The following is a 24361-nucleotide window of genomic DNA, read 5'->3' as shown; positions in this document are numbered from 1 at the left end:
CGTAATGTTTTTGTTAGTTAGCATAGAAAGCAGCATCTGCTTTTTTCTTCTTTCTTTCGATGTATGCAGATACGAAAATACTTAATTCATATAATAAGAATAAAGGCGTGGCCACAATCAGCATCGTCATGATATCCGGAGTTGGGGTTACAATGGCAGCTATAATCAGAATAATCACGGCGGCATATCTTCTGCTTGATCTCATCAGTTTAGGCGTCATTAATCCCAATTTCGATAAAATGAAAATAATGACCGGAAGCTCGAAAATGATACCTGTTCCTAAAGTTAATGTGGCAACAGAAGAAAGATAAGAATCTACGGTAAAAGTATTTTTAATTTCTGCACTTACGGTATAGCCCGTTAGGAAATTAACTGAAAGCGGACAAACCACGAAATAGCCAAAAAGAATACCAATAATAAACAGGATGGATGCGAAAAAGACAAATCCGCTGGCAGATTTCCGTTCATTATCGTGTAGCGCTGGTTTAATGAAACGCCAGATTTCCCAGAGAAGATAGGGGAAGCCTGCAATAATACCACACATTACGCACACATTGAGCTGCAGATTAAACTGACCAGCCATTTCAGTATTGATAATCTCACCATTAATTTTAGTGATACACATATCTTTACCGAGTGATGGAAAATTTTCAACCAGTTTGCACATCATTCTATAGGTCCAGAAATCAGGTTTTTTAGGTCCGAAAATAACTTTGTCTAAAATTTCTTCATTGAAATAGAAGGCGATACCTGTAAATACACCAATGGCAATTACGGCTCTGATTAAATGTTTACGGAGTACATCAAGGTGATCAAAAAAAGACATTTCTGCTTCCAGTGTTGTTCCTTTTTGCCCGATTGCTTTGCGTAGGGATGTTTTTTCTGTAGTGTCGCTCATGTTGAAAACAAAAATACCATTCTAAATGAATAGAATGGTATTTACGTGTTAAATATAGAAATAGTTTAGGCTTTTATTAAAAATTTCAGGTGCTGACGTCAATAATTAGTGATAATGGCCTTTTAATGAATGTATTTTAATAATCTGCTTATCTTCTAAAACTTCATAAATAATTCTATGTTGTGAATTGATTCTTCTCGACCACTTTCCTGTCAGATTGTATTTTAGAGCCTCTGGTTTTCCTATACCAGAAAAAGGAGTAGCTACAATAGATTGTATTAATTCTTGAATTTTATTTTGAATAGCCTTATTGCCAGATTTTTTCCAAAAAAGAAGATCATTTTCGGCAACTTCATCAAAGGCTATTTCCATAAATCATCTACTTTTATAATCTTAAATTTGCCATCCCTGTAATTTTGATCTGATTCTTGGATTTTTGCAACAAACTCAGGATTGTATGGTTTCTCTTCCTTTTCGAAAGAAATTTTCATCGCTTTCAAAACTTGTTTTACAGCATTTAATTGAGCTTTATTTTCGGGATGTACAATTAATGTTTCCATAATCAAATTTAATGAAAAAAAATCTAAATTTAAATAAGCAAAAAATCCCATTTTGATAAAACAAAATGGGATTAATAATTGATCTATCAGTATATTTTATTCTGCAAATTCAAATGTTTCCATGAATTTAGTGGTGAAATTTCCTGCCCTGAAATTAGGGTCTTTCATCAATTGTAAATGGAATGGGATGGTGGTTTTGATCCCTTCGATTACAAATTCACCTAAAGCACGTTCCATTGTGCAAATGGCTTCTTCGCGGGTTTGTGCCACACAAATCAGTTTTGCAATCATTGAATCGTAATTTGAAGGAATAGAATAACCAGCATAAACGTGGGTATCTACCCGAACACCATGTCCACCTGGTGAATGGAAGTTCGTAATCCTTCCAGGTGAAGGACGGAAGTTATTTGCAGGATCTTCGGCATTGATACGACACTCAATGGCGTGCATATCCGGGAAATAGTTTTTACCCGAAATCGGAATTCCGGCAGCCACTTTAATTTGTTCTTTGATTAAATCGAAGTTAATGACTTCTTCAGTTACCGGATGCTCTACCTGGATACGTGTATTCATTTCCATAAAATAGAAGTTACGGTGTTTATCAACCAAAAATTCGATTGTACCGGCACCTTCATAATTTACAGCCTGTGCACCTTTGATGGCTGCTTCACCCATTCTTACACGAAGTTCTTCCGTCATAAATGGTGATGGAGATTCTTCCACTAATTTCTGGTGACGGCGTTGAATAGAACAATCACGTTCTGACAAGTGACAGGCTTTGCCAAACTGGTCACCAATAATCTGGATTTCAATGTGACGGGGATCTTCAATATATTTTTCCAAATACAAACCATCATTACCAAATGCAGCTCCAGATTCCTGACGTGCACTATCCCATGCATTTTCGAAATCTTCATCTTTCCAAACCACGCGCATTCCACGGCCACCACCACCGGCAGTAGCTTTTAAAATAACCGGATAACCCATTTCGTTGGCAATAGCTATACCTTCTTTAACACTGGTAAGTAAGCCTTCTGATCCCGGAATAGTTGGTACACCTGCAATTTTCATCGTTTCTTTTGCAGAAGCTTTATCGCCCATCCCGTTAATTTGCTCTGGTGTGGCACCAATAAATTTGATGTTGTATTCACGGCAAATATTAGAAAACTTAGCATTTTCTGACAGGAAACCGTAACCCGGATGTATGGCATCAGCGTTGGTTAATTCTGCGGCCGATATGATATTTGGAATATTTAAATAAGAATCTTTACTTGGTGGAGGACCAATACAAACAGCCTCATCAGCAAAACGTACATGTAAACTTTCGCGATCGGCGGTAGAGTAAACAGCAACAGTTTTGATGCCCATTTCCTTACAGGTACGGATAATGCGTAATGCAATTTCCCCTCTGTTGGCAATCAGTATTTTTTTAAACATAATTTTTAATTTAGGATTACACAGATTTAAATGATTACACCGGTTTAACGGTATGATCAAAAATCTATGAAATCAAATTAATCTGTGAAATCAGCTTCTAAATAGGTTCTACTAAAAATAATGGTTGATCATATTCTACCGGAGATGCATTATCAACCAGGATTTTAACGATACGACCTGAAACTTCACTTTCAATTTCATTAAAAAGCTTCATTGCCTCAATGATACAAACAACCTTACCAATGCCAACCTCATCGCCAACATTTACAAACATTGGTTTTTCGGGACTTGCTGAACGGTAAAAAGTACCAATCATCGGAGATTTAATCGTAATATATTTTGATGCATCTTCTTCAGCAGCTGGAACAGCAGGTGTTGCTGCAACCGGAGCGGTAGGAGCCGTAGCAACCGGAGCTGCTGCCTGTACAAGCGGTGCTTGTGGTACGGTAGCATGCACAACTGTTGGTGCCTGGTTTGTTTTAATCGTAATCTTGAAGTTTTCCTGCTCAATAGCAACTTCGTTTACTCCAGAACGAGAAACAAATTTAATCAGTTCCTGTATTTGTTTGATATCCATTTTTTAATCCTTGTTATGTAAAAAATAGTGTATAATGAATTAACTAAGTTATACTTTTTTTGTTTTAAATTTTATAGTTAACAGACTGAAGACTTTCGACTTCCGGCTGAGGACTAGTTCGAATCGTAAGCCCATTTGAGGTAAATTGATCCCCAAGTAAAACCACCACCAAAAGCAGCCAAAACGATGTTATCGCCTTTTTTTAACCTGCTTTCCCATTCCCATAAGCACAATGGAATAGTACCATTGGTGGTATTTCCGTAACGCTCAATATTGATCATTACTTTATCGGTAGTAACCCCCATGCGGTTTGCGGTCGCATCAATAATCCGTTTGTTTGCCTGGTGCGGAACCAACCATGCCACATCATTAGCCGTTAAATTATTGCGTTCCATAATTTCAGCAGCAACATCTGCCATATTGGTTACGGCAAATTTGAATACCGTAGGGCCCTCCTGGTGGGCGTAATGTAATTTAGCATCAATGCTTTCATGCGTGGCCGGCTGAACAGAACCTCCTGCTTTCATGCCCAGGAAATCTCTTCCAGCACCATCTGTTCTAAGAATGGAATCCTGAACACCCAGGCCTTCTTCATTAGGCTCCAGTAGTGCGCAACCACAACCATCACCAAAGATGATGCAGGTGGTACGGTCTTCATAATTGATAATGGATGACATTTTATCGCCACCAACAACCAAAACTTTTTTATGTCTTCCAGATTCTACAAAAGATGCACCAGTTGCTAAACCGAAGATAAAACCAGAACATGCTGCCTGTAAATCGTAACCCCAGGCGTTAGTGGCACCAATTTTATCGGCTAACACATTGGCTGTCGCCGGAAAAGTAAAATCAGGTGTTGTCGTGCAAAAAATAATCAGTTCAATTTCCTTTGCATCTATTCCCCTTTTTTTAAGCAGGCCATTTACGGCATGAACGGCCATATCTGATGTACCTAAGCCTTCGCCCTTTAAAATTCTACGTTCCTTAATACCCGTTCTGCTCGTAATCCATTCATCAGAGGTATCAACCATGGTTTCTAACTCTTCATTGGTGAGCACATAGTCTGGAACGTAACCATTTACTGCTGTAATAGCAGCATGAATTTTACTCATTTTAAGAATTTTTTTTATTATTTAAATGCCATTCTAATTTTTTCTACCAATCCTGTGGTAATCATTTCCCGGGATTGAAGAACCATATTTTTAACAGCCAGCGGGCTGGAAATTCCATGTCCGATAACAACTGGAGCGTTAACACCTAAAACCGGACTTCCGCCATACTGTTCGTAGTTAAACCGATCAAAAAATTCATCTTTTAATCCCTTTTTGATGGTGATCACGTAGAAAGATTCTGCCAGTTTAAGCATAACATTTCCGGTAAAGCCATCGCAAACAATGACATCTGATTTATCATTAAAGAGATCCCTTCCTTCTACATTACCTACAAAATTAAATAAACTGGTCTCTTTCATCAGTGGAAATGTAGCCATACTGAGCATATTCCCTTTTTCATCTTCCTCACCAATGTTCATTAAGGCCACTCTCGGATGATCTATTTTAAATAAATTTTCAGCGTATAGGCTGCCTAAAACGCCAAACTGCAATAAGATATCTGGCTTACAATCTGCATTGGCGCCAACATCCAATAACAAGCCTGTACCGCCTTTAAGTTTTGGGAGTATGGAACATAAACATGGGCGGATAATGCCCGGAATGGTTTTAACGCTAAATACAGCGCCAACCAGCATTGCCCCAGAATTACCTGCACTGGCGAATGAATCGATTTTACCCTCTTTTAAAAGGTTAAAACCAACTGCAATGCTCGAATTTGGTTTCTGAACAATTGCTTTGGTGGGATGTTCGCCCATACCAATAACTTCATCAGTATGAACGTATTCAAAATGATCCGGATTAAAGCCTTCTTCAGCGAGAATGGGTTTAATCTGTTCGGTATCACCGATAAGAACAATATGTTCTCCGGCGTTTAGCGATTGATGAGCTGCTATTGCTCCCAAAACGATTGCTTTGGGAGCATAGTCTCCGCCCATTATGTCGAGGCCTATTTTCATCGAAAAAATCTGTTTGTGTTAAGTTAGGTTCAATCCTAAATTTTCAGTGGACTAAGGTATGACTAAAGCCGCTGAAAACACAAACAATTTCTTAAGAAAATTACCCGATTTGAGTATTTTCGATAACCAATTTACCGTTATAGTATAGGTTACCATCAACGTTGTATGCACGGTGAGGTACGTGAATAGCACCTGTTGCTGCGCAAGTTGCCAAAGAAGGTGTCACTGCTTTGTAGTGTGTTCTTCTTTTATTTTTTCTCTGTTTCGAGATTTTCCGTTTTGGATGTGCCATTGGTGTATAATCTAATTATTTTTTTAACTTATTAAGGGCTTCCCAACGTGGGTCGCTTGTTTGTTCATTTTCTTCTGCCTGCTTATCAATAGAGAGTTGCGCTAAGCGATCAATCATTTCCTGATCACACTCTTTATCTGCCTGCTCGCAGTTTTTGATATAAGGTACAGAAACGTTAATCATTTCGTATAATGGACCTGATATATCAATCTCAGAATCTTTACGGCTTAGCGAAATGATTTCTTCGTCATCGCTTTCCAGCTCATCTCCTGCAAATTTTACGATTTGTCTTTCGTATAAGTTAACCGGGTAAGCAAATTCCGATAAGCATTTATCGCAATCTAAATTTAATGTTCCAATAACCTTAAATTTTAAGAGTAACATGGTCTCTTGCTTATCAAGTTCCAGGTTAACCTTTAAATTACCACTTTTAATTAACGAATACTCAAAGGCATTAAAAAAACGGTCATCAAGCTCATAATCAAACTGATGAGTTCCCAATTTTAGTCCGGTAAACGGTATAGAAAATTGTTTTAATGGGTTCAAAGTACTGTAAAATTTTAGCCTGCAAATGTATGGATAAAATAATTAGATAAAAAATGTTTTTTAAAAATTGTTATCTATTTAAAAACCATTTCCTTATTATTTCTGCTCCACTCACTCCATGATCCCACATAAAGCTTAGCCATTGGTAATCCGGCATAATCCAAAGCAAGTAGTGTGTGGCAGGCGGTGATACCGGAGCCACAGTGTACAATCACATTTTCAGATTTAATGTTAGCCAGGGCTTTACTGTATTTAGCTTTAAGTTTTTCAGGTGGAAGGAAAAATCCTTCAGCATCTAAATTCTCAGTAAAAGGAATATTTACCGCACCCGGAATATGCCCTGCAAGGGTATCAATGGGTTCTGTTAAGCCTGCATAACGGTTAGCATCACGTACATCAATAACCAGGTGGCCGGCTGTTTTTGCCACTGCTTCCACTTCGGCCATATCTGATAAGGGGAGAGTCCAGGCATCCGCTTCGTACGCATCAGCAGTCCTTGGGGTTTCTACCTTATTTGTTGTTGGAAAACCAGCCTTTACCGCTGCCTGAAATCCACCATCTATCACCTGAACTTTTTCATGGCCGATTGCACGGAGCATCCACCAGAGCCTGGCAGCTGCATTGCCACCATTCTTATCGTCATAAACAATAACATGACTATTCTTGCTGATGCCAAATTTTTGCAACACCTGAGCAAATTGTTTAACATCAGGTAATGGATGACGGCCACCTTTAGCGAAGTCACCGATGTTCGCCAAATCTTCGTTTACATCTGCAAAAAGCGCACCCGCCAAATGTTGTTCCACGTATCGTGCTTTTGAACCTGCACTGGCATCAATAATGATAATATCATTGTTAGCCTTAAGCGAGGCTAAAGCAGCTGGATGTATAATTGGAGGTAATTTTGACATGGTTTTCTTCTTTTGATTAAACCTATAGTGTTTCTAAAGCCTGAAAGGTTCGCTTATGAAGCATCGTCTTTAATATCAAACTGCGTTTCAACGACCTTCCCACCCGAACGCAACTGGCCGCTTAACATTTCCTCTTGTTCTCTGCGGTTTTTCACAATGTGGATGGCCGAAAATAATGCTTCTGTAAATGAAGTAGCATCTGCAAGGTCTTTTCCGGCGATGTCGTAGCCTGTTCCATGATCTGGAGAAGTACGGACAAAGTTTAATCCGGCAGTGAAGTTAACACCACTATGGAAGGCTAAAGTTTTAAACGGAATTAAGCCCTGATCGTGGTACATGGCTAAAACGGCATCAAATTTTTTGTAACTGCCATTTCCAAAAAAACCATCGGCAGAGTATGGGCCAAAAACCATCAGGCCTTTATCATATGCTTCCTGAATGGCGGGCGTAATAATTTCAGCCTCTTCCGCGCCAAGCAGGCTATTATCGCTGGCATGCGGATTTAAACCTAGTACCGCAATTTTTGGTTTCTCAATCCAGAAATCCTTTTTTAAGCTTTCGTTAATCAGCCTCAGTTTACTTAAAATTTTATCTTTTGTAATAGCAGTTGGAACATCTTTTACAGGAATATGCCCGGTAACGACACCTACACGTAAATTTTCACTGATTAGGAACATCAGCACATCTTTACTGCCACTTTTTTCCTGTAAATATTCCGTGTGACCAGGGAAAGCGAAGGTTTCAGACTGGATATTGTGCTTATTGATTGGCGCGGTAACTAACGCGTCAATGTCGCCGTTCACTAAATCTGCTGTAGCTTTTTCGAGTGATAAAAGTGCATATTTTCCACCTGTAGCAGTAACCTGCCCGAGTTCGATTTTTACATCTTCCTCCCAGCAATTGATCATGTTTGCTTTTTTTACCTGTGCCTGGCTGGCGTGATTGATCACATTAAAACTGAAATCACCTAGATTATTTGCCTTTCTGTGAAAAGAGGAGACCTTTGTGTGTCCGTAAACAATTGGAATACAATAATTTAAAATAGCCGGGTTGGATAACGTTTTGATAATTACCTCTAAACCAATACCGTTCACGTCGCCTATACTAATACCTATTTTAAGTTTATCGCTCATAATTATTGGAAAATTTTAGCGCAAAATACTGATTTTCGTTTAAAGACTTTAAAAAAAATGAAAGGGCAAAGAATACTAAGTTATTCGCAAAGCAATAATAAGTCTATCTTTGTGCTCTTTGCGGTTAAATATTCGGCAAAAATTTGAGATATGAGTTTAGTAAAAGCGAAAAAACATTTAGGTCAGCATTTTTTAACCGATAAAGGCATTGCCAACCGCATTGTTGAAAGTCTGGTGAATACCGATCAGTATCATCAGGTTTTAGAGGTTGGCCCCGGAATGGGCATTCTTTCTGATTTTTTGCTGCAGCGTGAAGATTTACAAACTTACCTGATTGATATTGATACAGAATCTTATCATTTTCTGAATGAAAAATACCCGCAGCTGGGTGACCGGTTAATTAACGGCGACTTTTTAAAATTGGATTTCGACACCATTTTTCCAGGTCCTTTTGCCATTATTGGTAACTTTCCCTATAATATTTCCTCTCAGATTCTATTTAAAATTTTAGATAACCGCCAGAAGGTTGTAGAGATGGTGGGGATGTTTCAAAGAGAGGTGGCGCAACGTTGTGCTTCGCCTGCTGGCACTAAGGACTATGGGATTTTAAGTGTTTTTCTTCAGGCGTATTATAAAATTGAATACCTATTTACCGTAAAGCCTGGAACATTTAATCCACCACCAAAGGTACATTCTGCCGTTATTCGTTTAATCAGAAACGAAGTAGAAACGCTGGATTGCGATGAAAAACTGTTCTGGCGTGTAGTTAAAGCAGGCTTTAATCAACGCAGAAAAACATTGCGTAATGCGGTGTCTGCTGTAATGCCGAAAGACAAAATGGATGATCATTTTTATTTTGAGAAACGTGCCGAGCAATTAACTGTTGAAGACTTTGTGGCGCTAACGCAGCACCTCAGCAAACTGATGGAAGCTTAAATATAATCAAGTTTGTAAGCTTTCTTTCTCAATAGATTCTATTCAATTTATTTTACTCAAAATAAAGCTACAATTAATGAAGGGCAGCAAATCGTAGCTGTTTTTAGCCTGTAAAAATAGCTGTGTAATCTAAAAATCTCTGTAATCATCCGCGAAGCGATTTCTTGCAAAGCCATGATTATTTTGATTTAATTTCTGCTTTTATTTGCGGTATATCTTAAAACACTATGGTGAATTATAGCGGAATATTCAAAGAACAAGGGATGGACTATTTAACCTATCGTGCCCTGATAGATCAACTGCTGTTAGAAGGAAAGGCTACTGGCGATGTAACTTACGATTTGCACTACACTAAAATGAACGTGCAGCGCATGAATCGGGTAGATAAGACCATTAGTTTGACTGATGATTTAACCACTGCTATTGATCAATTAGCGGGTAATCGTAAGTTCTTAGTCATTACGGAAGGCTGGTGTGGTGATGCTGCGCAGATTGTTCCGGTGTTTAATAAAATCGCAACTGCATCTTTAGGTAAAATTGATTTGAAATTTGTACTGCGAGATCAAAATCTGCCATTAATTGATGCACATTTGACGAATGGTGGCAGGGCAATTCCAGTTTTAATTGTGCTGAATGAATCAGCCGATCAGGTTTTAGCCACTTGGGCACCCAGGCCACAGGTTTTGCAGGAACTTTTAAAAGAATGGAAAAGGGAAACAACTGAGATGCCAATCCTGGCCGAAAAACTACATGGCTGGTATGCTAAAGATAAAACCCAAACTACGCAGGCAGAGTTGACTGGGCTATTGAAAGGCTTGCTATAATAGTACGTTCGATAGCATTTCTTTCCCGGAAATCGTCATTGCGAAGCTGATTTTTGATTGGCTGAAGCAATCTTTATCCTGAGTGGAAAGATTGCTTCTTTGTTACTCCTACCAATGACGACACCTCAACTGCAGTCTAAAGATTTATCGATTGAAGCTGGCATCTAGTCCACTGAAACGGTCAATCCCTCTTGTTGCAAAATTTTCCGGTAAACTTCCATTTCTGTAAAAGAACCTTCTAAGACAGGGCATTTGCCATCATTATGTACTTTCCAGGCAATTTTTTCAGATTGAGATTCGTTATAATCCAGGTACTTCATCATGCAATAGATCACATGATCGAAAGTATTGATGTCATCATTCCACAAAATAAGGCGATGTACAGTTTTTAGGGAAGTTAAAATTTCTTCGAGCGTAAAGGTCTCTTCTTTGGTTTCTGTAGACATGAGGCAAAAATAAACAATAATTGGAAGATTTGAGAGATTAGATTTGAGATGTTAGACATTTAGCTGCTTATCCACTAGAAGTACGCCGCGCTATCTTTATAAAATAACTAACTTTACCTAACCAAATTATGAATAATAACATGCATCAATCTAAAATAGGCGGAATTGGTTACTACGTTCCCAAAAATGTTTATACCAATACTGATTTAAGCCGTTTTATGGACACCAATGACGAATGGATTCAGGAGCGTACCGGAATCCAGGAACGTCGTTTTGCTGATCGTTACGAAGAAACCACCACGACCATGGGAATCGAGGCTGCGAAAATTGCCATCGAACGTGCCGGCATCACCGTACAGGATGTTGACTTTATCATTTTTGCTACGCTCAGTCCAGATTATTATTTTCCTGGTTGTGGAGTATTATTACAGCGGGAAATGGGCATGGGGGAAATTGGTGCTTTGGATATTCGTAACCAGTGTTCAGGTTTCGTTTATGCACTTTCTGTTGCCGATCAGTTTATTAAAACCGGCATGTATAAAAATATTCTGGTAGTGGGGAGCGAGAAACATTCTTTCGCCATGGATTTCGAAACCAGGAGCCGGAATGTATCGGTAATTTTTGGTGATGGGGCAGGTGCAGTCGTATTGCAGCCTACAGATGAGCCTGGAAAAGGTATTTTGAGTACGCACCTACATAGTGATGGCGCTGATGCAGAGATCCTGGCGATGCATTATCCGGGTTCTCATGCCAATAAATGGATGAAGGATAAACCAGCTTTTCCTGATCAGGAATTGGGTGGGTTGTTCATGACAAAAGAAATTTTAGATAGTGGTGCAGCCTTACCTTATATGGATGGTCCGTCGGTTTTTAAAAAGGCAGTCGTTAAATTCCCTGAAGTGATTAAAGAAGCACTGGCTGCAAATAATTTAACTGAAAAAGATATCGATATGCTCGTGCCGCATCAGGCTAATTTACGCATCAGCCAGTATGTACAACAACTGCTTGGCCTAAGTGATGATCAGGTTTTTAACAATATTCATAAATACGGGAATACCACAGCAGCCTCTGTGCCCATTGCGCTTTGTGAAGCCTGGGAAGCCGGGAAAATAAAAGATGGCGACCTGGTTTGTCTGGCTGCATTCGGCTCTGGTTTTACCTGGGCTAGTGCATTGATCAGGTGGTAGCAGGGGAGAAGGTTCAGGGTTTCAGGTCGATCGTTTTTTCCCTCGTTATTAGCTGGATTTTAGCTTTCTTGATTTTTACTCCTTGCTCTTTATTCTTTGTTCCTTCCCGCTCTTGCGCTACTTTTTCGCTATAAAATCTCCAAGATAACTACACGCTCCGGCGGCAACCTGATAAAATGGCGTTTTACTGTATTTCAACTTCATTTCTTTAAAATAAGGATTGTTATAATTGGCGTTGATGAAGTTTTTGTATTTGACATCTTTTTTGTCCCAATAGCTGAAAGAGTTTAATTTAGCATTTAAGATCATTTGCTTTTGTGCACACTTGGCCAGCATGAAAGTGCATTTCGCCCGGAAGTCTGCATTTGTGCTCAAAGTTCTGGCTTTTAAATACCAGGCTTTCGCCGTTTGTGCTTTTTTATAATCTATATCATAATCAAATTTTGCAGCACTGGCATGATCATAAGATGACCAGTCATAACTGATCAAAAACCAGCTGTTGCCAAAATAACCCGTTTGATAAACTGCGTTTGCCATTTTATAAAAGTAAAGCGCCGCGTTCTTTTTGTCGCTGATGGTTAATTTTTGTAACCGGAGCATTTCTGCTGCGAATGCTTTTTTTGTAACGGAAGCTTTTGCAACCACATATTTTTTTGGATAATCGTTAAGGGTTTGGATAAATGGATTCGAATAGAGCTTCCCATTTGCATCATCGGCATACCAGTTGGTTGGACTGGAATAGTTATAGTTAGGGGATAATTTCGCAAACATTTGAACCGCTTTATCATATTGATGCGTTCTTAGATAAGTAGTGCCCCAAAGCTCATAAAATTCATCCTTACTCAGTCTGTTTATGGCCTTCGCCAGTAAAGCAGTGACGTCATTTCCATTTGCTTTCGTTTTATAGTTTGCAATACCCTGCATACTCTCCGGACTCAAATATTGTCGCCAGAATGAAGTGCTTGCATAACTTATATTATCGAACAGTGAATTGTTTTTCATTTGGCTGAAGGAGAGGTCTCCCTTAACCATGGCCAAAGCTGCTTTAGCGGTATCGCCCATTTTCAAATAAGCCGGAGCCAGAATTTGCTGATAAAAATTTCTGGTGGTTCTGGTAAAGCGTTTATCCTGATCTGCCCAGGCGACATATGGTCCGTTTTTCTCCGTTTTATTCTCCGCAAATCGTTTTTCATCCAGCCATTTTAAAGAGGGCAACAAATCATTTTCATTAAATGGATTGCCCTTTTTAATGTTTTTAGCTTTAATCAGTAAATCCGTAATCCGGTATTGATCCTTCAATCTTTCCGGCAGTTTATCAGCATTCAGCTTTGCCAGGTAACCTGAGGCTTCGAGATCTTTATTTTCCATCCAGGATAAGTAGGCGGCTGTTAAAGTACCAAGTTCTGGTTGTGGATATTTATTTTCCTCAGCCAGTTTTAAGGCGAAATCTTTAACCAGGTGAAGTTGCTTTAAGTTCAGGGTTTTAATGCTGTCTCTGGATTTTGAGTTATCACTATCATAAAAATAATATTGGTAGGAGATTTTAGCCAGATCGCTGTCTTTAATTAAAGCCTGTTCCAGCTTATTTACCTCACGTACTAAAAGTGCACCATTTAACTCACTTTTCGGTTCATATTGATAAACCCTGGTTAAGCTTTCGATATTAAAATCTGGATTTCCAAAACCATTGATGGCCCAGATACTGGCCTTTTCATCGTTTGTTTTGGCATATTTTAAAGTGCCATTTACCGAAGAACTATTGTAGTAATAATTTTTATAAGCCTGGATTCTACGCTCAGGATTAGTGGTAAACACCTTCGAGAATAAGAAAGCAGACTCTTCCGGATTGCCCAGCCTTCTGGTTGATCCGGCATAGAGTGCCAGTGCCCATCCCTTAACAGCACTGGTGGTTTTATTCGTTTTTATAAATTGATCATAAACATTTTTGCTTTCGGCATGTAAGCCGGCATAGTGAAACATTCTTTCGGCCTGATAAGCGTAACGGAGTTTTAAAAAGCTGTCTTTTTCTGATGCTGTTAATTTCAATGCTGCTGTGGCCAGGTCAGCCATTGCGGTGGTATCCCTTGGTTTAGGATCCCATAGATCAAAATTAACATTGGCAAAAGGTTCAGTACTTTTGGCGAAGGTAAAGTACTTCCGTGCATTTTTATTTTTCCCTAAAGCCTGGATAAAAGTGTTTTTCTGTAAGCTATCCGGTAAGGATGAAACCTGTCCATCAAAATTTCTCAGTTTAACATTGGTGGCACTATCTATCTGGTACATCACTTTATGTACATCCTGCGGGTTTACCTCCAAATATTTTCCCCATTCATTGCTGTTAATTTCCGATTCACTCAGCACATCTTCTTCACTGTTTAAATAGGCCATTTGGTTGAATGCAAAGGGTATGTAATCATCTCCCTGCACATTGTTATGGAAATATGAAATATAGTAATCGTAAGGATCTACTTCTCCACCACAGGCTAGGTTCACTGCGATTTCGCCAAAAAATGTAATCAGGAAAACACTAGAAATTAGCGATAACTTTTTGAAGGTCTTCATGTGTATAATGTTTTAAAAGATCGGCGTCAAGATGGTAAAAAACGAGATTTCGTTCGTCTGGTTTCAAATATCGGGATAAAAAAGTGGATGTGGCAAGTAAATCTTTTGCTGAAACTTCCTCCCATCTTACTACATCCCCTCGTTTTAATCCGGCAGCAGGATAGTCTGATAAGAGGTCATATAAAATAGAAGCTCCCCGCTGTCTGAATAGTTTTTTGTTTTGCAATTGGCTTTGATTAATCCTTTTCGAAATCCCGGCGTACTCCTTATTTCTAAAGACCACTGTCCACTCAAAAAGTGGTAGTGCCACATCCAGTTTCAGGGGGTAGTTCTCAAGCACATCTTTGAGGTAAATATCCATTTCATGTTGATTGAGGATAGAATTCTGATCGCCATACTGCCTCAGATTGCCCATGTTATAACACATCAGCATGGCCTTTTCTACCGGTGGTATTCCGCTGGTTAATATGTTTTTTACCTGATGTAGCCGGAGTGTCACTGAAATACTTTTTCCTTTTAGCAATGGCTGATTTTTCAATTGGCTAAGAAATTTAAAATACTGCTCACGGGTGGCTTTGGTCCAGTCGCAATCGATTTGAAGTTCCGTAAAACGCTGCTTTCCCGCTTGCTTTACTTTCGCATCCACAAAATTCGCGATCCGGCTGGAGAGCATTTTGGTCTTGTTCGAATCGGTTTCATAAAATAGCCGGTTAACCAGAAAAACCACTGGAATAATCTCCACTTGAGGTGGCAATGGCTCAGAAAATTTTATTGGAGATACCGGTACGGCCTGCTGAAGATCGGGGTCAACATCCACATCCATGATCCGGACATATAGGGCTTTCGATTTGAACTGATCAAGATATTGGGTCTCAGATTTAGTATTATGGTAATCGGTTTTCCAAAAATAGAAGGTAGGGTGAACGATTGATTTTTGCTTACAGCTGAATAGCAGAACTGTAGCAATGACTAAAATACTTATCTTGCGCATACTAAATTTATCCATCAAAAGTAATATAAATGCGGGCAGTTTTACAAAGGGTTACCGAAGCAAGTTGTACAGTAGAAGAAAAGATTACAGGAGAAATCAAAGGCGGATTTCTGGTGCTGCTGGGTATTGAAGATGCCGATACCACTGAAGATTTGGAATGGCTGGCCCAGAAAATTATCGGGATGCGTGTTTTTGGTGACGAAAACGGCTTGATGAATAAAGCTTTGGCCGATATTAACGGGGATATTCTGTTGATTAGTCAGTTTACCTTATTTGCTTCCACGAAAAAGGGCAACCGGCCGGGCTTTACCAAAGCTGCGAAGCCCGATGTTGCTATTCCCCTGTACGAGAAAATGATAGAAAAGTTATCGGCTTTGCTTGGGAAAAAAGTTGAAACCGGAATTTTTGGCGCAGACATGAAAATTGCTTTAGTAAATGATGGACCCACTACTATTTTGATTGATACTAAGAATAAAGAGTAAATAAAAATTAAACTTTAGAACCGTAACTATTTAAGCAATTGGCTGTCAAAGACGATAATATATTTCAATACATCAATGCGGTTAAATAAATATGGAGGCTCAATATCAGAACCGGATAAAAGAATATAGTTGTCTTGCTTTTTTTTTAATTTTAAAATTAGTTTTATCTTTTGTATTGGTGAATTCAGTTTACGAATTACACCGGGATGAATTCTTGTACCTCGATCAGGCCAATCACCCCGCCTTTGGATTTACTTCCGTACCTCCATTGATATCATTTTTTTCATTGTTGATTAAATTACTAGGGGGCGGCTTTTACCTGATACGTTTTGTACCTGCCTTTTTAGGCACATTAACACTGGTTTTTTGCTGGAAAATCGTTGAGGCCATCAACGGTAACTTGTTGTCAAAATGTTTAGTTTGTATTGCCATGATCTGCTCAATCTTTTTAAGATTGAATACCTTATATCAACCAAACTCCTTTGATGTTTTAGCGTGGACAGCTGCTTTCTATTATCTGATCTGCTATTTTGATGGCGAACAACCCAAATACCTGTATTTTTTCGCCATCACCATTGCCATCGGCTTTTTGAATAAATACAATATCCTGTTCCTGGTTATTGGCTTATTCCCCGCTATCTTAATTGGCAGGCAGCGAAAAATATTTACGCAGAAACATTTTTATTTTGCGGTTTTAGTGGGGGTATTCATTGCACTTCCAAATATCATCTGGCAAATCAACCGTGGCTTCCCGGTATTACACCATATGAAACTGTTGCAGAAATATCAGCTGGTAAATGTTTCTTTAAAAAACTTTTTGATGAGCCAGTTTTTGTTCTTCATCAATTCCTTCTTTTTTCTTCTGGCCGGGATTTCTGTTTTGATCTGGCATAAGACCTTCTTAAAATACCGTTGGGTAATTTTAACTTATCTTTTCACCATGCTGGTGTTTATCTATTTCAAAGGAAAGGATTATTATACCTTAGGGCTTTATCCGGTATTGCTCTGTTTTGGTGCAGTATATTTCGGGCAAATTTTATCAAAGCGATATTTGGTAAAGGGTGCAGTTATAGCTTTTACGATGGTATCATTTGTATATGTACTTCCTTTGCTTATGCCGGTGTATTCGCCTGCTCAAATTATCAAAAGCCATAAGCGGTTTGAAAGCGTAGGAGCATTGCGATGGGAAGATGGAAAAAATCATCAGCTTCCGCAGGATTATGCTGATATGCTGGGTTGGAAGGAAATTGCACACTTAGCGGATATGGCATACAGCCAGGTTAAAGATAAAAGCAGGGTACTCGTACGCGCAGACAACTATGGGCAGGCAGCTGCAATCAATTATTATTCTAAATATCCCAATATCGGAGCTGTTGCCTATAGTGATGATTATTTGCATTGGTTCAAGTTGAAGAAGCCGGTTAAAGATTTAATTTTAATTCAGGGTACTTATGATGAAGATCCGCAAAGGAAGAAGGAGCAACCCATTTTTGCGAAGATTACCAAAATTGGCGAAGTAAAAAATCCATTTTCAAGAGAATTTGGCGCAAGTGTTTTCTTACTGGAAGGTGCCAAAATTAACATCAACCCAATCATTGAGGCAGAAATAATAGAAGAACAACAATAAAATTTTGAAGCGTACAAGAAACAGTTGATCATAGAATAAGTGTAATTAACAGGTTTATTCTATATTTGATTATCTTCAAAAAACTTATGATGAATATGCGCTCCCATTTCTGTATTAAAAAATTCCTGGTCTTTATCATATTATCAGCCGTATGTTTTTATGGTTGCAAACGGACAGTAAAAACGGATCGTGAAGAGGATTCTGGCATTGATGATATGGAAGAGGTTTCCAAAACAGAATATCAAAGAATTATGAAATTAAAACTGCCCTTAAAAACAGTTTTAATCAACAAAACTTATTCGCTGACTATCCCCGAAAATTGTGATTTTGAAGTGGAAAAAGTTGCACCCGGAGAAGTTTTATTAGGGGATATAGATCTTGCGAAAATCGACACCAATTCTCTAAGCGTAAATTTAGCTGATTTTTTTACCAGTAATGAAAAGCTTCATTCGGAGCATATTTATATCATTCCTTCAAATGATTCGAAACAGTTTTCTGTAGCTGATTTAAAGGCTGCCGGTGAAAGAATAGATGCCGTTTATTACGAAGATGATAATAGCGTTATTTATAGTCAGGGTGAAACGTTCTTCACCTATAATCTCCAATATGATGCAGTGAAAAAATGCTTTTTAGTTTATAGTGCTGAAATCAGCTGGACCCAGAAATACCCTAAAAAGCAAAAACTGGAACTTTCGGTACATCTTTTAAAACATGCAAAAAATTTAATGGCAACCAATTATCTGGTCGTTAAATTTGAGTCGTGGAATGATTATGTTCAGAATATGCCTGCTTTAAAAATAAACTGGGTAAATAATATGTTCATGAAAATAGAGAAAGAACTCAAATATTTTCTCGACACAAATGATCAGGTCTCTCCGCGAACACCCGGTAACTATACTTTCGTAGAGTTGTTTAGCCCATCACCAGAAACCTTAAGCGATTTTAATAAAAGCATCAATCAGATCAAAAGCAATCAGGTTGTTGAATCGGATTATGGTTCACGAGGAATTATTTTAAATATAAGTAACCAATATTCATATCAATTAAAGGAAGATTCCGGCTGCTATGTGGTTACAAGTACTGCAAAAATGAGAGATGGCTATGCAGCCCATACTTTTGCCACTGTTTTTTGTCCGGTTATTTATAAGGGAAGAACTTTTATCCTCAAAACAGATCAAGAACTGACACCATCCAATGCTGATTTTTTTGTAAAAATGTTCAGCTATTTTAGTAAACATGATACCTTACAAATAACTGCTCACCCATAACGCCCCTCTGATATGTCTAAAAACTATTTATTTTCAGTTTTATTTATTTTAGGTCTTAGTTCTTGTAATCCTGTTGGGAAAGAATTAACGGTTTTAGAATTGGCAAGCGGCGAGATCATATCTGCAGAAAACGTGAGTTTAAAAAAAGGTGATGTAATTACCATCTGGACGAAGGTTTCCAAAAGCAGTAAAGATGAAGCTGGTGTATTCGCTGTAAAGTTTAATGTCGAAACCAACGGACAATCCATTCTTCTTGATAGCTTAAATGTGGATGCAGAAGATCACATCATCAATTCAAAAAAAACGAAGGAATCTTACACAGAAAGCAGTTCTTCAGGTGATAGTACTGTTTATTACACGGTGCATGAGTATGAAACAGAGAGTAAAAAATTTACCGCACCTGCTGAAGGAAAATATACTTTTGATTTCAAACTCATAGACCGTTCCAATAATAGCAGCCTCTTCGGAAATAAACTGGCTATAATCTTGCGTAAATCGTAAACCAATCAGAACTTATTGATGTAGGCTTCAAACTCATCACGGTTTTGATCTTCAAAGTAAGGTGTGTAAAAGCACTTATGAATGATGTAATCTATAATGTAGTAGGTGATAAACATCGCCAAGGTTCCTATCCAGACAAATGAGATTAATTTTTTCTGAATGAAAGGCCACAAGCCATCAGCAAAGTCGAAAAAGTCTTTAAAATCAGCATAGTACAAACTCATCACGGCTAAAAACGGAATTACCTTGGTGCTCCATTTGAATTTTGCCAGTAAAATAGCCGATATGCTAAATACCACTAATTTATAAATGGGCTCGAAGGTTCTGTAATCGGCTTTTACCGAAACATAATGATAGGTATAATATAGAATAAGTAAAGCACAATAAATCGAGAGATGTACATTTCTATTCTGTTTTAATTTATCGATATAGGTGCCGGTTGTTTCCGGTTTTTGCTTAAAGAAAAGTAAGGCGAAAAATGGAGCCAGGTTAATTACAGGTAAAATGGATAATGTGTTCACTACGCCGAAATAACGCTTGAGTGTGAAGTTTCTATATTGAATTAATGTGGCAAAAAACCGTCCGCAAATAAAAAGTACAATCAGATTTGCCGTGATATAAAACACCGTTACAAGTTCTATTGATGAAAAAGATAAAGAAACCTTAAGTGCAGAGGCACCCATATCTAAAATAGAGAGCAGTAAAATCGGATAAGTAATCAAAAACCCATATTTAAAAAAACTGCTGGAAACAGGCTGTTCATCTATTGGATTTAAAACCTGCTTTACCGAATAAATTCTATTGGAAAGATAAAAGAAGCCAATTAAAACCGAAATCATTTTGAGGGATATTATGGCAAAAATAAGGGCTACGATGGCATCTTTTAAATAAAGATTACTTGTACTGAAACTGCTGATATAATTGTATAAAGAATCAGGATCGGAAGAAATGGTTACACTGAAAATCAGAACAAAAATCAGCTGTATTATCAATGATTTAATTTTAGAAATGGTATTGAGGTTTCCTTCTGCTTTAAAGTAGAAATAAGCGAAGGTGAGTATAGGTGCAAAGAAAGAAAGTACACCAATAACCTGGTAGATTAATCCACTATTTGTAAAATTGAAATGGTAATCGATAAAACTTGGCCAGTCTTTTTTAAAAATATAGTATGGAGAAAATAGGAGCTGAATGATGATGGCTTTCGAGAACATCTTATTTTTATAAAAATACCACGCAAAGATCAAACTCTCCAGAAACCAGGTCTGTATTCTCCATAAGTAATCATATGCAGTGGTATCTGGTCCGTAGCTATCTATAAAATAACAACTGATTTGCAGAAAAGCTACGATTGCCCATAAAATCCAAATCGATTTGATGGCTTTTTGTTGTTTTTCACTGAAGAGCATATTCATAAGTTCAATTTAGATGATTAGCGTTTATCTTTAGAAAGATAAGTTTTATGTCAGCCTAAATTAGGAAATTTAACCCAGTAAAAAATAAAAGAAAATCATGACCATTAACGAAGCACAGGAAACCGTAGACCAATGGATAAATACCACGGGTATCAGGTATTTTAATGAACTCACCAACACCGCAATTCTAATGGAAGAGGTTGGGGAAGTGGCCCGGATAATGGCCCGTCAATACGGTGAGCAATCTTTTAAAAAAAGTGATGAATCTGTAAACCTGGCAGATGAAATGGCCGATGTACTCTTTGTGCTGATTTGCCTGGCCAACCAAACCGGCATCAATTTAACAGAAGCACTTCACAAAAACCTGGAAAAGAAAAACATCCGCGATGCAGACCGGCACAAGAATAACGAGAAGTTAAAGTGAGGGTTTGATTGGGAGCAGTTTGAATGAGAAAGTCAATTTTGAATGAGAGAATTTTGAATGAGAGAATGAGAAAAAAGCCTGAAGATTCAGTCATTCAAAATTCATTCACTCAGTTAGTCATTCAAAATTCTCTCATTCAAAATTCATTCACTTAGTTATTCATTCAAAACTTACTCACTTATTGGCTTAGCCAATAAACTCCATTAATGTTCTATAAGCAACAAAACGATTTTTGAACTTTTCATTCAGGTCTGCCTGTAAAGCTGGCGCATAGGCCTGTTGATATTGATTGTAGTTTTCCTGATTCTCCGCAACATATTGTGTGCAATAGGTAACACCTTCATTTGGCGAATCCAACACTTTTAATAAACGGTTGGAAACAAACATGCCGGTAGCCATTACCGCTGGAATATGAGTTTCCTGCATCCATTGTAACCATTCTGCTGCTGCAGATTCTTCTAAAATTAGCGTAACATTATATAAAAGCATGTGGCAAAGATAAGGAAGAAAACAGAGGAACAAAACAGATTGCCTATATTCGAAAGCTATTAATTGCCTGATCCAATGATTGAAATAACCACATCTGAAACCAATGAAGATCTCGAAGGGATTCTTGCGCTTCAAAAGAGAAACCTGAAAACGGATTTATCCCCTGATGAAATTATAGCGCAGGGTTTTGTAACGGTTTCGCATACATGGGATGACCTGAAGAAAATGCATTTGCATGAAAAGAATATCATTGCTAAAGACGGCGGTCAGGTGATTGCCTATGTATTGGGGATGACCGAACAATCAAAGCATGAAATACCGCGCCTGGTTGAATTATACGAAAGCTTTGAGCATATTCATTTTAATGGAAAACCGGTTGATGATTACCATTATATCGTTGTAGGGCAGGTTTGTGTAGATAAAGCCTATCGGGGGCAGGGTTTATTTGATCAATGCTACAATTCCTATAAGCATTACTTTAATGAAAAATATGATTTCGCAATCACCGAAATTGCAGGTATTAACCTGCGCTCAATGAATGCGCATAAACGCATAGGCTTTGAAGTTGTTCATGTTTATACAGACAGTAGTGGGGTGGAATGGAATGTTGTGGTATGGGATTTGAAAAGCTAGTTTTTGTGGCATTTGGAGTCCGTTCAACTTAAATATTATCCATCAAAGAATTTTCCAATTGACTAATGAACCACTAAACTCATGACAACTGAACTCATCATCAAACCCCGTCTCCCCTTAAATTTCTGAATCTTTTTCTAGCTTCGGCACTGAACATACTGCCCGGGTAATCCGTAATCAATTGTTGAAAATAGCTTTTGGCCTGTGCAATATCATGGAGTTTCTTTTCGTATAAATCGCCTAATGTAAACAAGGCATCATCAGTCCAGATACCATCCTTAAAGTTATCTGCAACTTTTTTGAGCATATCTGCCGCTTTTTGAAAATCAGCAGATTTAATAAATATTTTGGCTTTACTCATTAATATGGCATCGGCCAGTTCATTTTGGGGGTAAGAGATTCCGATGCTATCCAGCTTTTTAATGGCCTGTGCCGGCAGGTTTCTGAATTCCAGCATTTCAGCATCAGCATACATTTTTAATGCATTGCTATCAGTTGGTGTTTGAATGTTGTCAGAAATGAGTAAACTCAGGTTAAGGGCATCATTAGCAATCAGCTGGGAAGTTTCCGCTTTGAGTACCTGGCATTGTCCGTTGCTGTATTCAAAATTGCCCTGGTAAAAGGAAAGTCTGGCACTTCTGAAGCGTGCCTCATTCCCGATGGGCTGACTTTCAAACTGTTTACTTACCTGTTCATAAACCAGAAATGCTTCCCATGGCTGATTGGTTAAAATATAAACATCACCCAAATCCAGCTTTAGCTGGCCCAGGTCTGCTGTGCCAATTCCAGGCATTTGCAAAGCTTCTTCCAGCCCTTTTTCAGCTTTGGCTGCCTCATTTAAATAGTAGGCTTGCAGATTGGCGAGTTTTTTAATGGCAAATAATGTATTCCTGTTTTTACCATATTCATCCAGCAGGCCCTGGTAATCTTTGGCCAGTAAACTTAAGTCGGCTGTCGTATATTTTCCGGAGGTTTGCAGGTTGTACCGTGTGCTTAGCATTTCAATCTTCGATGGAAGATAGTACTGGCTTTCCTTTCCTTTAGTGAGCAGGTATTCATAAGCCTTTATAGCGGTTTCGTACGCGCCGTTATCAACAAATGTATAAATGGCATTAAAGAGGGTTCCGCCATCAGCTTTTGTTCGTTTATCAAAGGCAATCAACTGGCGTAATGCCGGTTCAAACTCCTGCTGCTGGATATAGTTCCATGTCAGCAGCTTGATGTATACTTCTGCGTCAGGTGCTTTCTGAATCTTTCTGAGTATTGCAGTTTGAAAAGTCTGGTAGTCACTTTTATCTTCAAAAATCATGGAAAGTACATTCTCTGCCTGTGGGAGCAATTGCGGGGTGGAAGGCAATACATCCAGGTACTCCTGCATGAGCATGGGTTTGTCTTTTTTATACCGATATATGTTCAGCAATTCATAAGTAAACAGCTGGTCGTTTCCTAAAAGTTTTCTGCCCTGCTTAAACGTTTGAACAGCCAGATCATAGTTTTCAAAACGGTAAAAGTTGTTCGCTAAATTCCGGATCTTAAATTCATCTTTTGGAAGTTTGGCAATGATGTCAGTAAATATCTTATTGGCAGATGATACATTGCCCTGTTCCTCATAAAGTTTACCCATTGCAATCGGATAAGCATCATTTTCCGGATGCTGTTTGATGGTTTTTTTGACGATCTTTTCCGCAGCATCATAACGCTTCAATTTTAATAAGGCATTGAAATAGATGTCGAAATAACCTTCGTTATCAGGATTGGCAAACATTTTCTCCAGTAAAACAACAGCCTTTTCATAATCTCCATCGCGATAATACTGCGTGGCTAAAGCACTTTCATCATTTAATACAGCCTGATTATTGCGTGAAATTTGTGCCTGCACATTCCAGCTCAACATCAAAAATGCAAAGACAATTAAACGATTCATAATCCTGTTTTATAAATTTTAAATGTAATAAAAAGACATGAAAGGTAAAAGATTTAACGCTAAACATTGGCCGAATGGATTTCGTGTAGTATGGTAGCTGTCATATTAAATCTGATCGTTCTGGTGACATCATTTTTATTTTGTATGTTGCCGAGATGTATGCTGTTAAGTGGCCATTAACAGGAAACAAGCTAAAGTAACATTGTTAGTGTAAAGTATAGTTAAGTGGTTGA

At 38.2% G+C, this 24361-nt stretch carries 26 protein-coding genes; 9 read left to right on the top strand and 17 right to left on the bottom strand.

Annotated elements, in window-relative coordinates:
* Positions 1–13: 13 nt before the first annotated feature.
* The 11 genes from tatC to pdxA all read right to left on the bottom strand — a co-directional run bounded on the left by tatC (position 14) and on the right by pdxA (position 8422).
* A complete protein-coding gene (gene tatC, locus OQX64_RS21220) occupies positions 14–898 on the bottom strand; it encodes a twin-arginine translocase subunit TatC (protein ID WP_029287019.1) in 885 nt (294 codons plus the stop codon).
* A gap of 105 nt (positions 899–1003) precedes the next feature.
* Positions 1004–1270 carry a Txe/YoeB family addiction module toxin gene (locus OQX64_RS21215; protein ID WP_265820262.1) on the bottom strand — a complete coding sequence of 89 codons (267 nt, stop codon included), beginning with the start codon at positions 1268–1270 and terminating at the stop codon, positions 1004–1006.
* Positions 1261–1458, bottom strand: a complete 198-nt coding sequence (locus OQX64_RS21210; RefSeq protein WP_265820261.1) for a DUF2683 family protein — start codon at positions 1456–1458, stop codon at positions 1261–1263. Before OQX64_RS21210 ends, OQX64_RS21215 begins: the two co-directional genes overlap by 10 nt.
* Positions 1459–1554: 96 nt before the next feature.
* The gene (accC, locus tag OQX64_RS21205; RefSeq protein ID WP_265820260.1) at positions 1555–2895 is read right to left on the bottom strand and encodes an acetyl-CoA carboxylase biotin carboxylase subunit; all 1341 of its coding nucleotides are present in this window, start codon (positions 2893–2895) and stop codon (positions 1555–1557) included.
* A gap of 97 nt (positions 2896–2992) precedes the next feature.
* The gene (gene accB, locus OQX64_RS21200; protein WP_088302561.1) at positions 2993–3472 is read right to left on the bottom strand and encodes an acetyl-CoA carboxylase biotin carboxyl carrier protein; all 480 of its coding nucleotides are present in this window, start codon (positions 3470–3472) and stop codon (positions 2993–2995) included.
* 113 nt (positions 3473–3585) lie between these two features.
* Complete coding sequence (locus OQX64_RS21195; RefSeq protein ID WP_265820259.1) at positions 3586–4584, bottom strand: beta-ketoacyl-ACP synthase III; 999 nt, start codon at positions 4582–4584, stop codon at positions 3586–3588.
* 17 nt (positions 4585–4601) lie between these two features.
* A complete protein-coding gene (gene plsX / locus OQX64_RS21190; RefSeq protein WP_265820258.1) occupies positions 4602–5540 on the bottom strand; it encodes a phosphate acyltransferase PlsX in 939 nt (312 codons plus the stop codon).
* A 100-nt stretch (positions 5541–5640) separates the two neighbouring features.
* Positions 5641–5832: a 50S ribosomal protein L32 gene (gene rpmF / locus OQX64_RS22505; RefSeq protein ID WP_010600130.1), complete on the bottom strand. Its 192-nt coding sequence runs from the start codon at positions 5830–5832 to the stop codon at positions 5641–5643.
* Positions 5833–5847: 15 nt separating this feature from the next.
* Positions 5848–6378, bottom strand: coding sequence for a YceD family protein (locus tag OQX64_RS21180; RefSeq protein WP_265820257.1), 531 nt, complete (start codon positions 6376–6378; stop codon positions 5848–5850).
* A 74-nt stretch (positions 6379–6452) separates the two neighbouring features.
* On the bottom strand, positions 6453–7289 hold the full coding sequence (locus OQX64_RS21175; RefSeq protein WP_265820256.1) for a sulfurtransferase: 837 nt from the start codon (positions 7287–7289) through the stop codon (positions 6453–6455).
* Between the two features lie 53 nt (positions 7290–7342).
* Positions 7343–8422, bottom strand: coding sequence for a 4-hydroxythreonine-4-phosphate dehydrogenase PdxA (gene pdxA / locus OQX64_RS21170; protein WP_265820255.1), 1080 nt, complete (start codon positions 8420–8422; stop codon positions 7343–7345).
* A 150-nt stretch (positions 8423–8572) separates the two neighbouring features.
* Between pdxA and rsmA the strand changes: the two genes are divergently transcribed.
* Together rsmA and OQX64_RS21160 are read left to right on the top strand one after the other, a co-directional pair.
* Positions 8573–9358, top strand: coding sequence for a 16S rRNA (adenine(1518)-N(6)/adenine(1519)-N(6))-dimethyltransferase RsmA (gene rsmA / locus OQX64_RS21165; protein WP_088302567.1), 786 nt, complete (start codon positions 8573–8575; stop codon positions 9356–9358).
* Between the two features lie 227 nt (positions 9359–9585).
* Entirely contained in the window at positions 9586–10182 is a 597-nt protein-coding gene (locus OQX64_RS21160; protein ID WP_265820254.1) for a thioredoxin family protein, read from the top strand.
* A gap of 164 nt (positions 10183–10346) precedes the next feature.
* Here OQX64_RS21160 and OQX64_RS21155 read toward each other — a convergent pair whose 3' ends face one another.
* Positions 10347–10628: an ATP-dependent Clp protease adaptor ClpS gene (locus OQX64_RS21155; RefSeq protein ID WP_088302569.1), complete on the bottom strand. Its 282-nt coding sequence runs from the start codon at positions 10626–10628 to the stop codon at positions 10347–10349.
* 128 nt (positions 10629–10756) lie between these two features.
* On the opposite strand from OQX64_RS21155, the gene OQX64_RS21150 reads away from it, so the two are divergent.
* Positions 10757–11815 (top strand): 3-oxoacyl-ACP synthase III family protein, encoded by a 1059-nt coding sequence (locus OQX64_RS21150; RefSeq protein ID WP_265820253.1) that lies wholly within the window; start codon positions 10757–10759, stop codon positions 11813–11815.
* 117 nt (positions 11816–11932) lie between these two features.
* On the opposite strand, the gene OQX64_RS21145 is transcribed toward OQX64_RS21150, so the two are convergent.
* A complete protein-coding gene (locus OQX64_RS21145) occupies positions 11933–14377 on the bottom strand; it encodes a hypothetical protein (RefSeq protein WP_265820252.1) in 2445 nt (814 codons plus the stop codon).
* A complete protein-coding gene (locus tag OQX64_RS21140; protein WP_265820251.1) occupies positions 14343–15383 on the bottom strand; it encodes a hypothetical protein in 1041 nt (346 codons plus the stop codon). Before OQX64_RS21140 ends, OQX64_RS21145 begins: the two co-directional genes overlap by 35 nt.
* 14 nt (positions 15384–15397) lie before the next feature.
* On the opposite strand from OQX64_RS21140, the gene dtd reads away from it, so the two are divergent.
* The 4 genes from dtd (at position 15398) to OQX64_RS21120 (ending at position 19246) form a co-directional block, all read left to right on the top strand.
* Positions 15398–15850, top strand: coding sequence for a D-aminoacyl-tRNA deacylase (gene dtd, locus OQX64_RS21135; RefSeq protein WP_265820250.1), 453 nt, complete (start codon positions 15398–15400; stop codon positions 15848–15850).
* 178 nt (positions 15851–16028) lie between these two features.
* Positions 16029–17477, top strand: a complete 1449-nt coding sequence (locus OQX64_RS21130) for a glycosyltransferase family 39 protein (protein ID WP_265820249.1) — start codon at positions 16029–16031, stop codon at positions 17475–17477.
* An 86-nt stretch (positions 17478–17563) separates the two neighbouring features.
* On the top strand, positions 17564–18745 hold the full coding sequence (locus OQX64_RS21125; RefSeq protein WP_265820248.1) for a hypothetical protein: 1182 nt from the start codon (positions 17564–17566) through the stop codon (positions 18743–18745).
* Positions 18746–18757: 12 nt separating this feature from the next.
* A complete protein-coding gene (locus OQX64_RS21120; protein ID WP_265820247.1) occupies positions 18758–19246 on the top strand; it encodes a hypothetical protein in 489 nt (162 codons plus the stop codon).
* A 5-nt stretch (positions 19247–19251) separates the two neighbouring features.
* On the opposite strand, the gene OQX64_RS21115 is transcribed toward OQX64_RS21120, so the two are convergent.
* Entirely contained in the window at positions 19252–20658 is a 1407-nt protein-coding gene (locus OQX64_RS21115; RefSeq protein WP_265820246.1) for a hypothetical protein, read from the bottom strand.
* 97 nt (positions 20659–20755) lie between these two features.
* Between OQX64_RS21115 and OQX64_RS21110 the strand changes: the two genes are divergently transcribed.
* Positions 20756–21082 (top strand): nucleotide pyrophosphohydrolase, encoded by a 327-nt coding sequence (locus tag OQX64_RS21110; protein WP_088302577.1) that lies wholly within the window; start codon positions 20756–20758, stop codon positions 21080–21082.
* 186 nt (positions 21083–21268) lie between these two features.
* On the opposite strand, the gene OQX64_RS21105 is transcribed toward OQX64_RS21110, so the two are convergent.
* A complete protein-coding gene (locus OQX64_RS21105; protein ID WP_265820245.1) occupies positions 21269–21571 on the bottom strand; it encodes a DUF4286 family protein in 303 nt (100 codons plus the stop codon).
* Positions 21572–21646: 75 nt separating this feature from the next.
* On the opposite strand from OQX64_RS21105, the gene OQX64_RS21100 reads away from it, so the two are divergent.
* The gene (locus OQX64_RS21100; RefSeq protein ID WP_265820244.1) at positions 21647–22204 is read left to right on the top strand and encodes a GNAT family N-acetyltransferase; all 558 of its coding nucleotides are present in this window, start codon (positions 21647–21649) and stop codon (positions 22202–22204) included.
* A gap of 100 nt (positions 22205–22304) precedes the next feature.
* Here OQX64_RS21100 and OQX64_RS21095 read toward each other — a convergent pair whose 3' ends face one another.
* The gene (locus tag OQX64_RS21095; protein WP_265820243.1) at positions 22305–24128 is read right to left on the bottom strand and encodes a tetratricopeptide repeat protein; all 1824 of its coding nucleotides are present in this window, start codon (positions 24126–24128) and stop codon (positions 22305–22307) included.
* Positions 24129–24361: the final 233 nt, after the last annotated feature.

Source organism: Pedobacter sp. GR22-10, assembly GCF_026239715.1.
Classification (GTDB): Bacteria; Bacteroidota; Bacteroidia; order Sphingobacteriales; family Sphingobacteriaceae; genus Pedobacter.
Note: the sequence above shows the minus strand (reverse complement) of the source record. Positions and strands in the feature narration are given on the sequence as shown.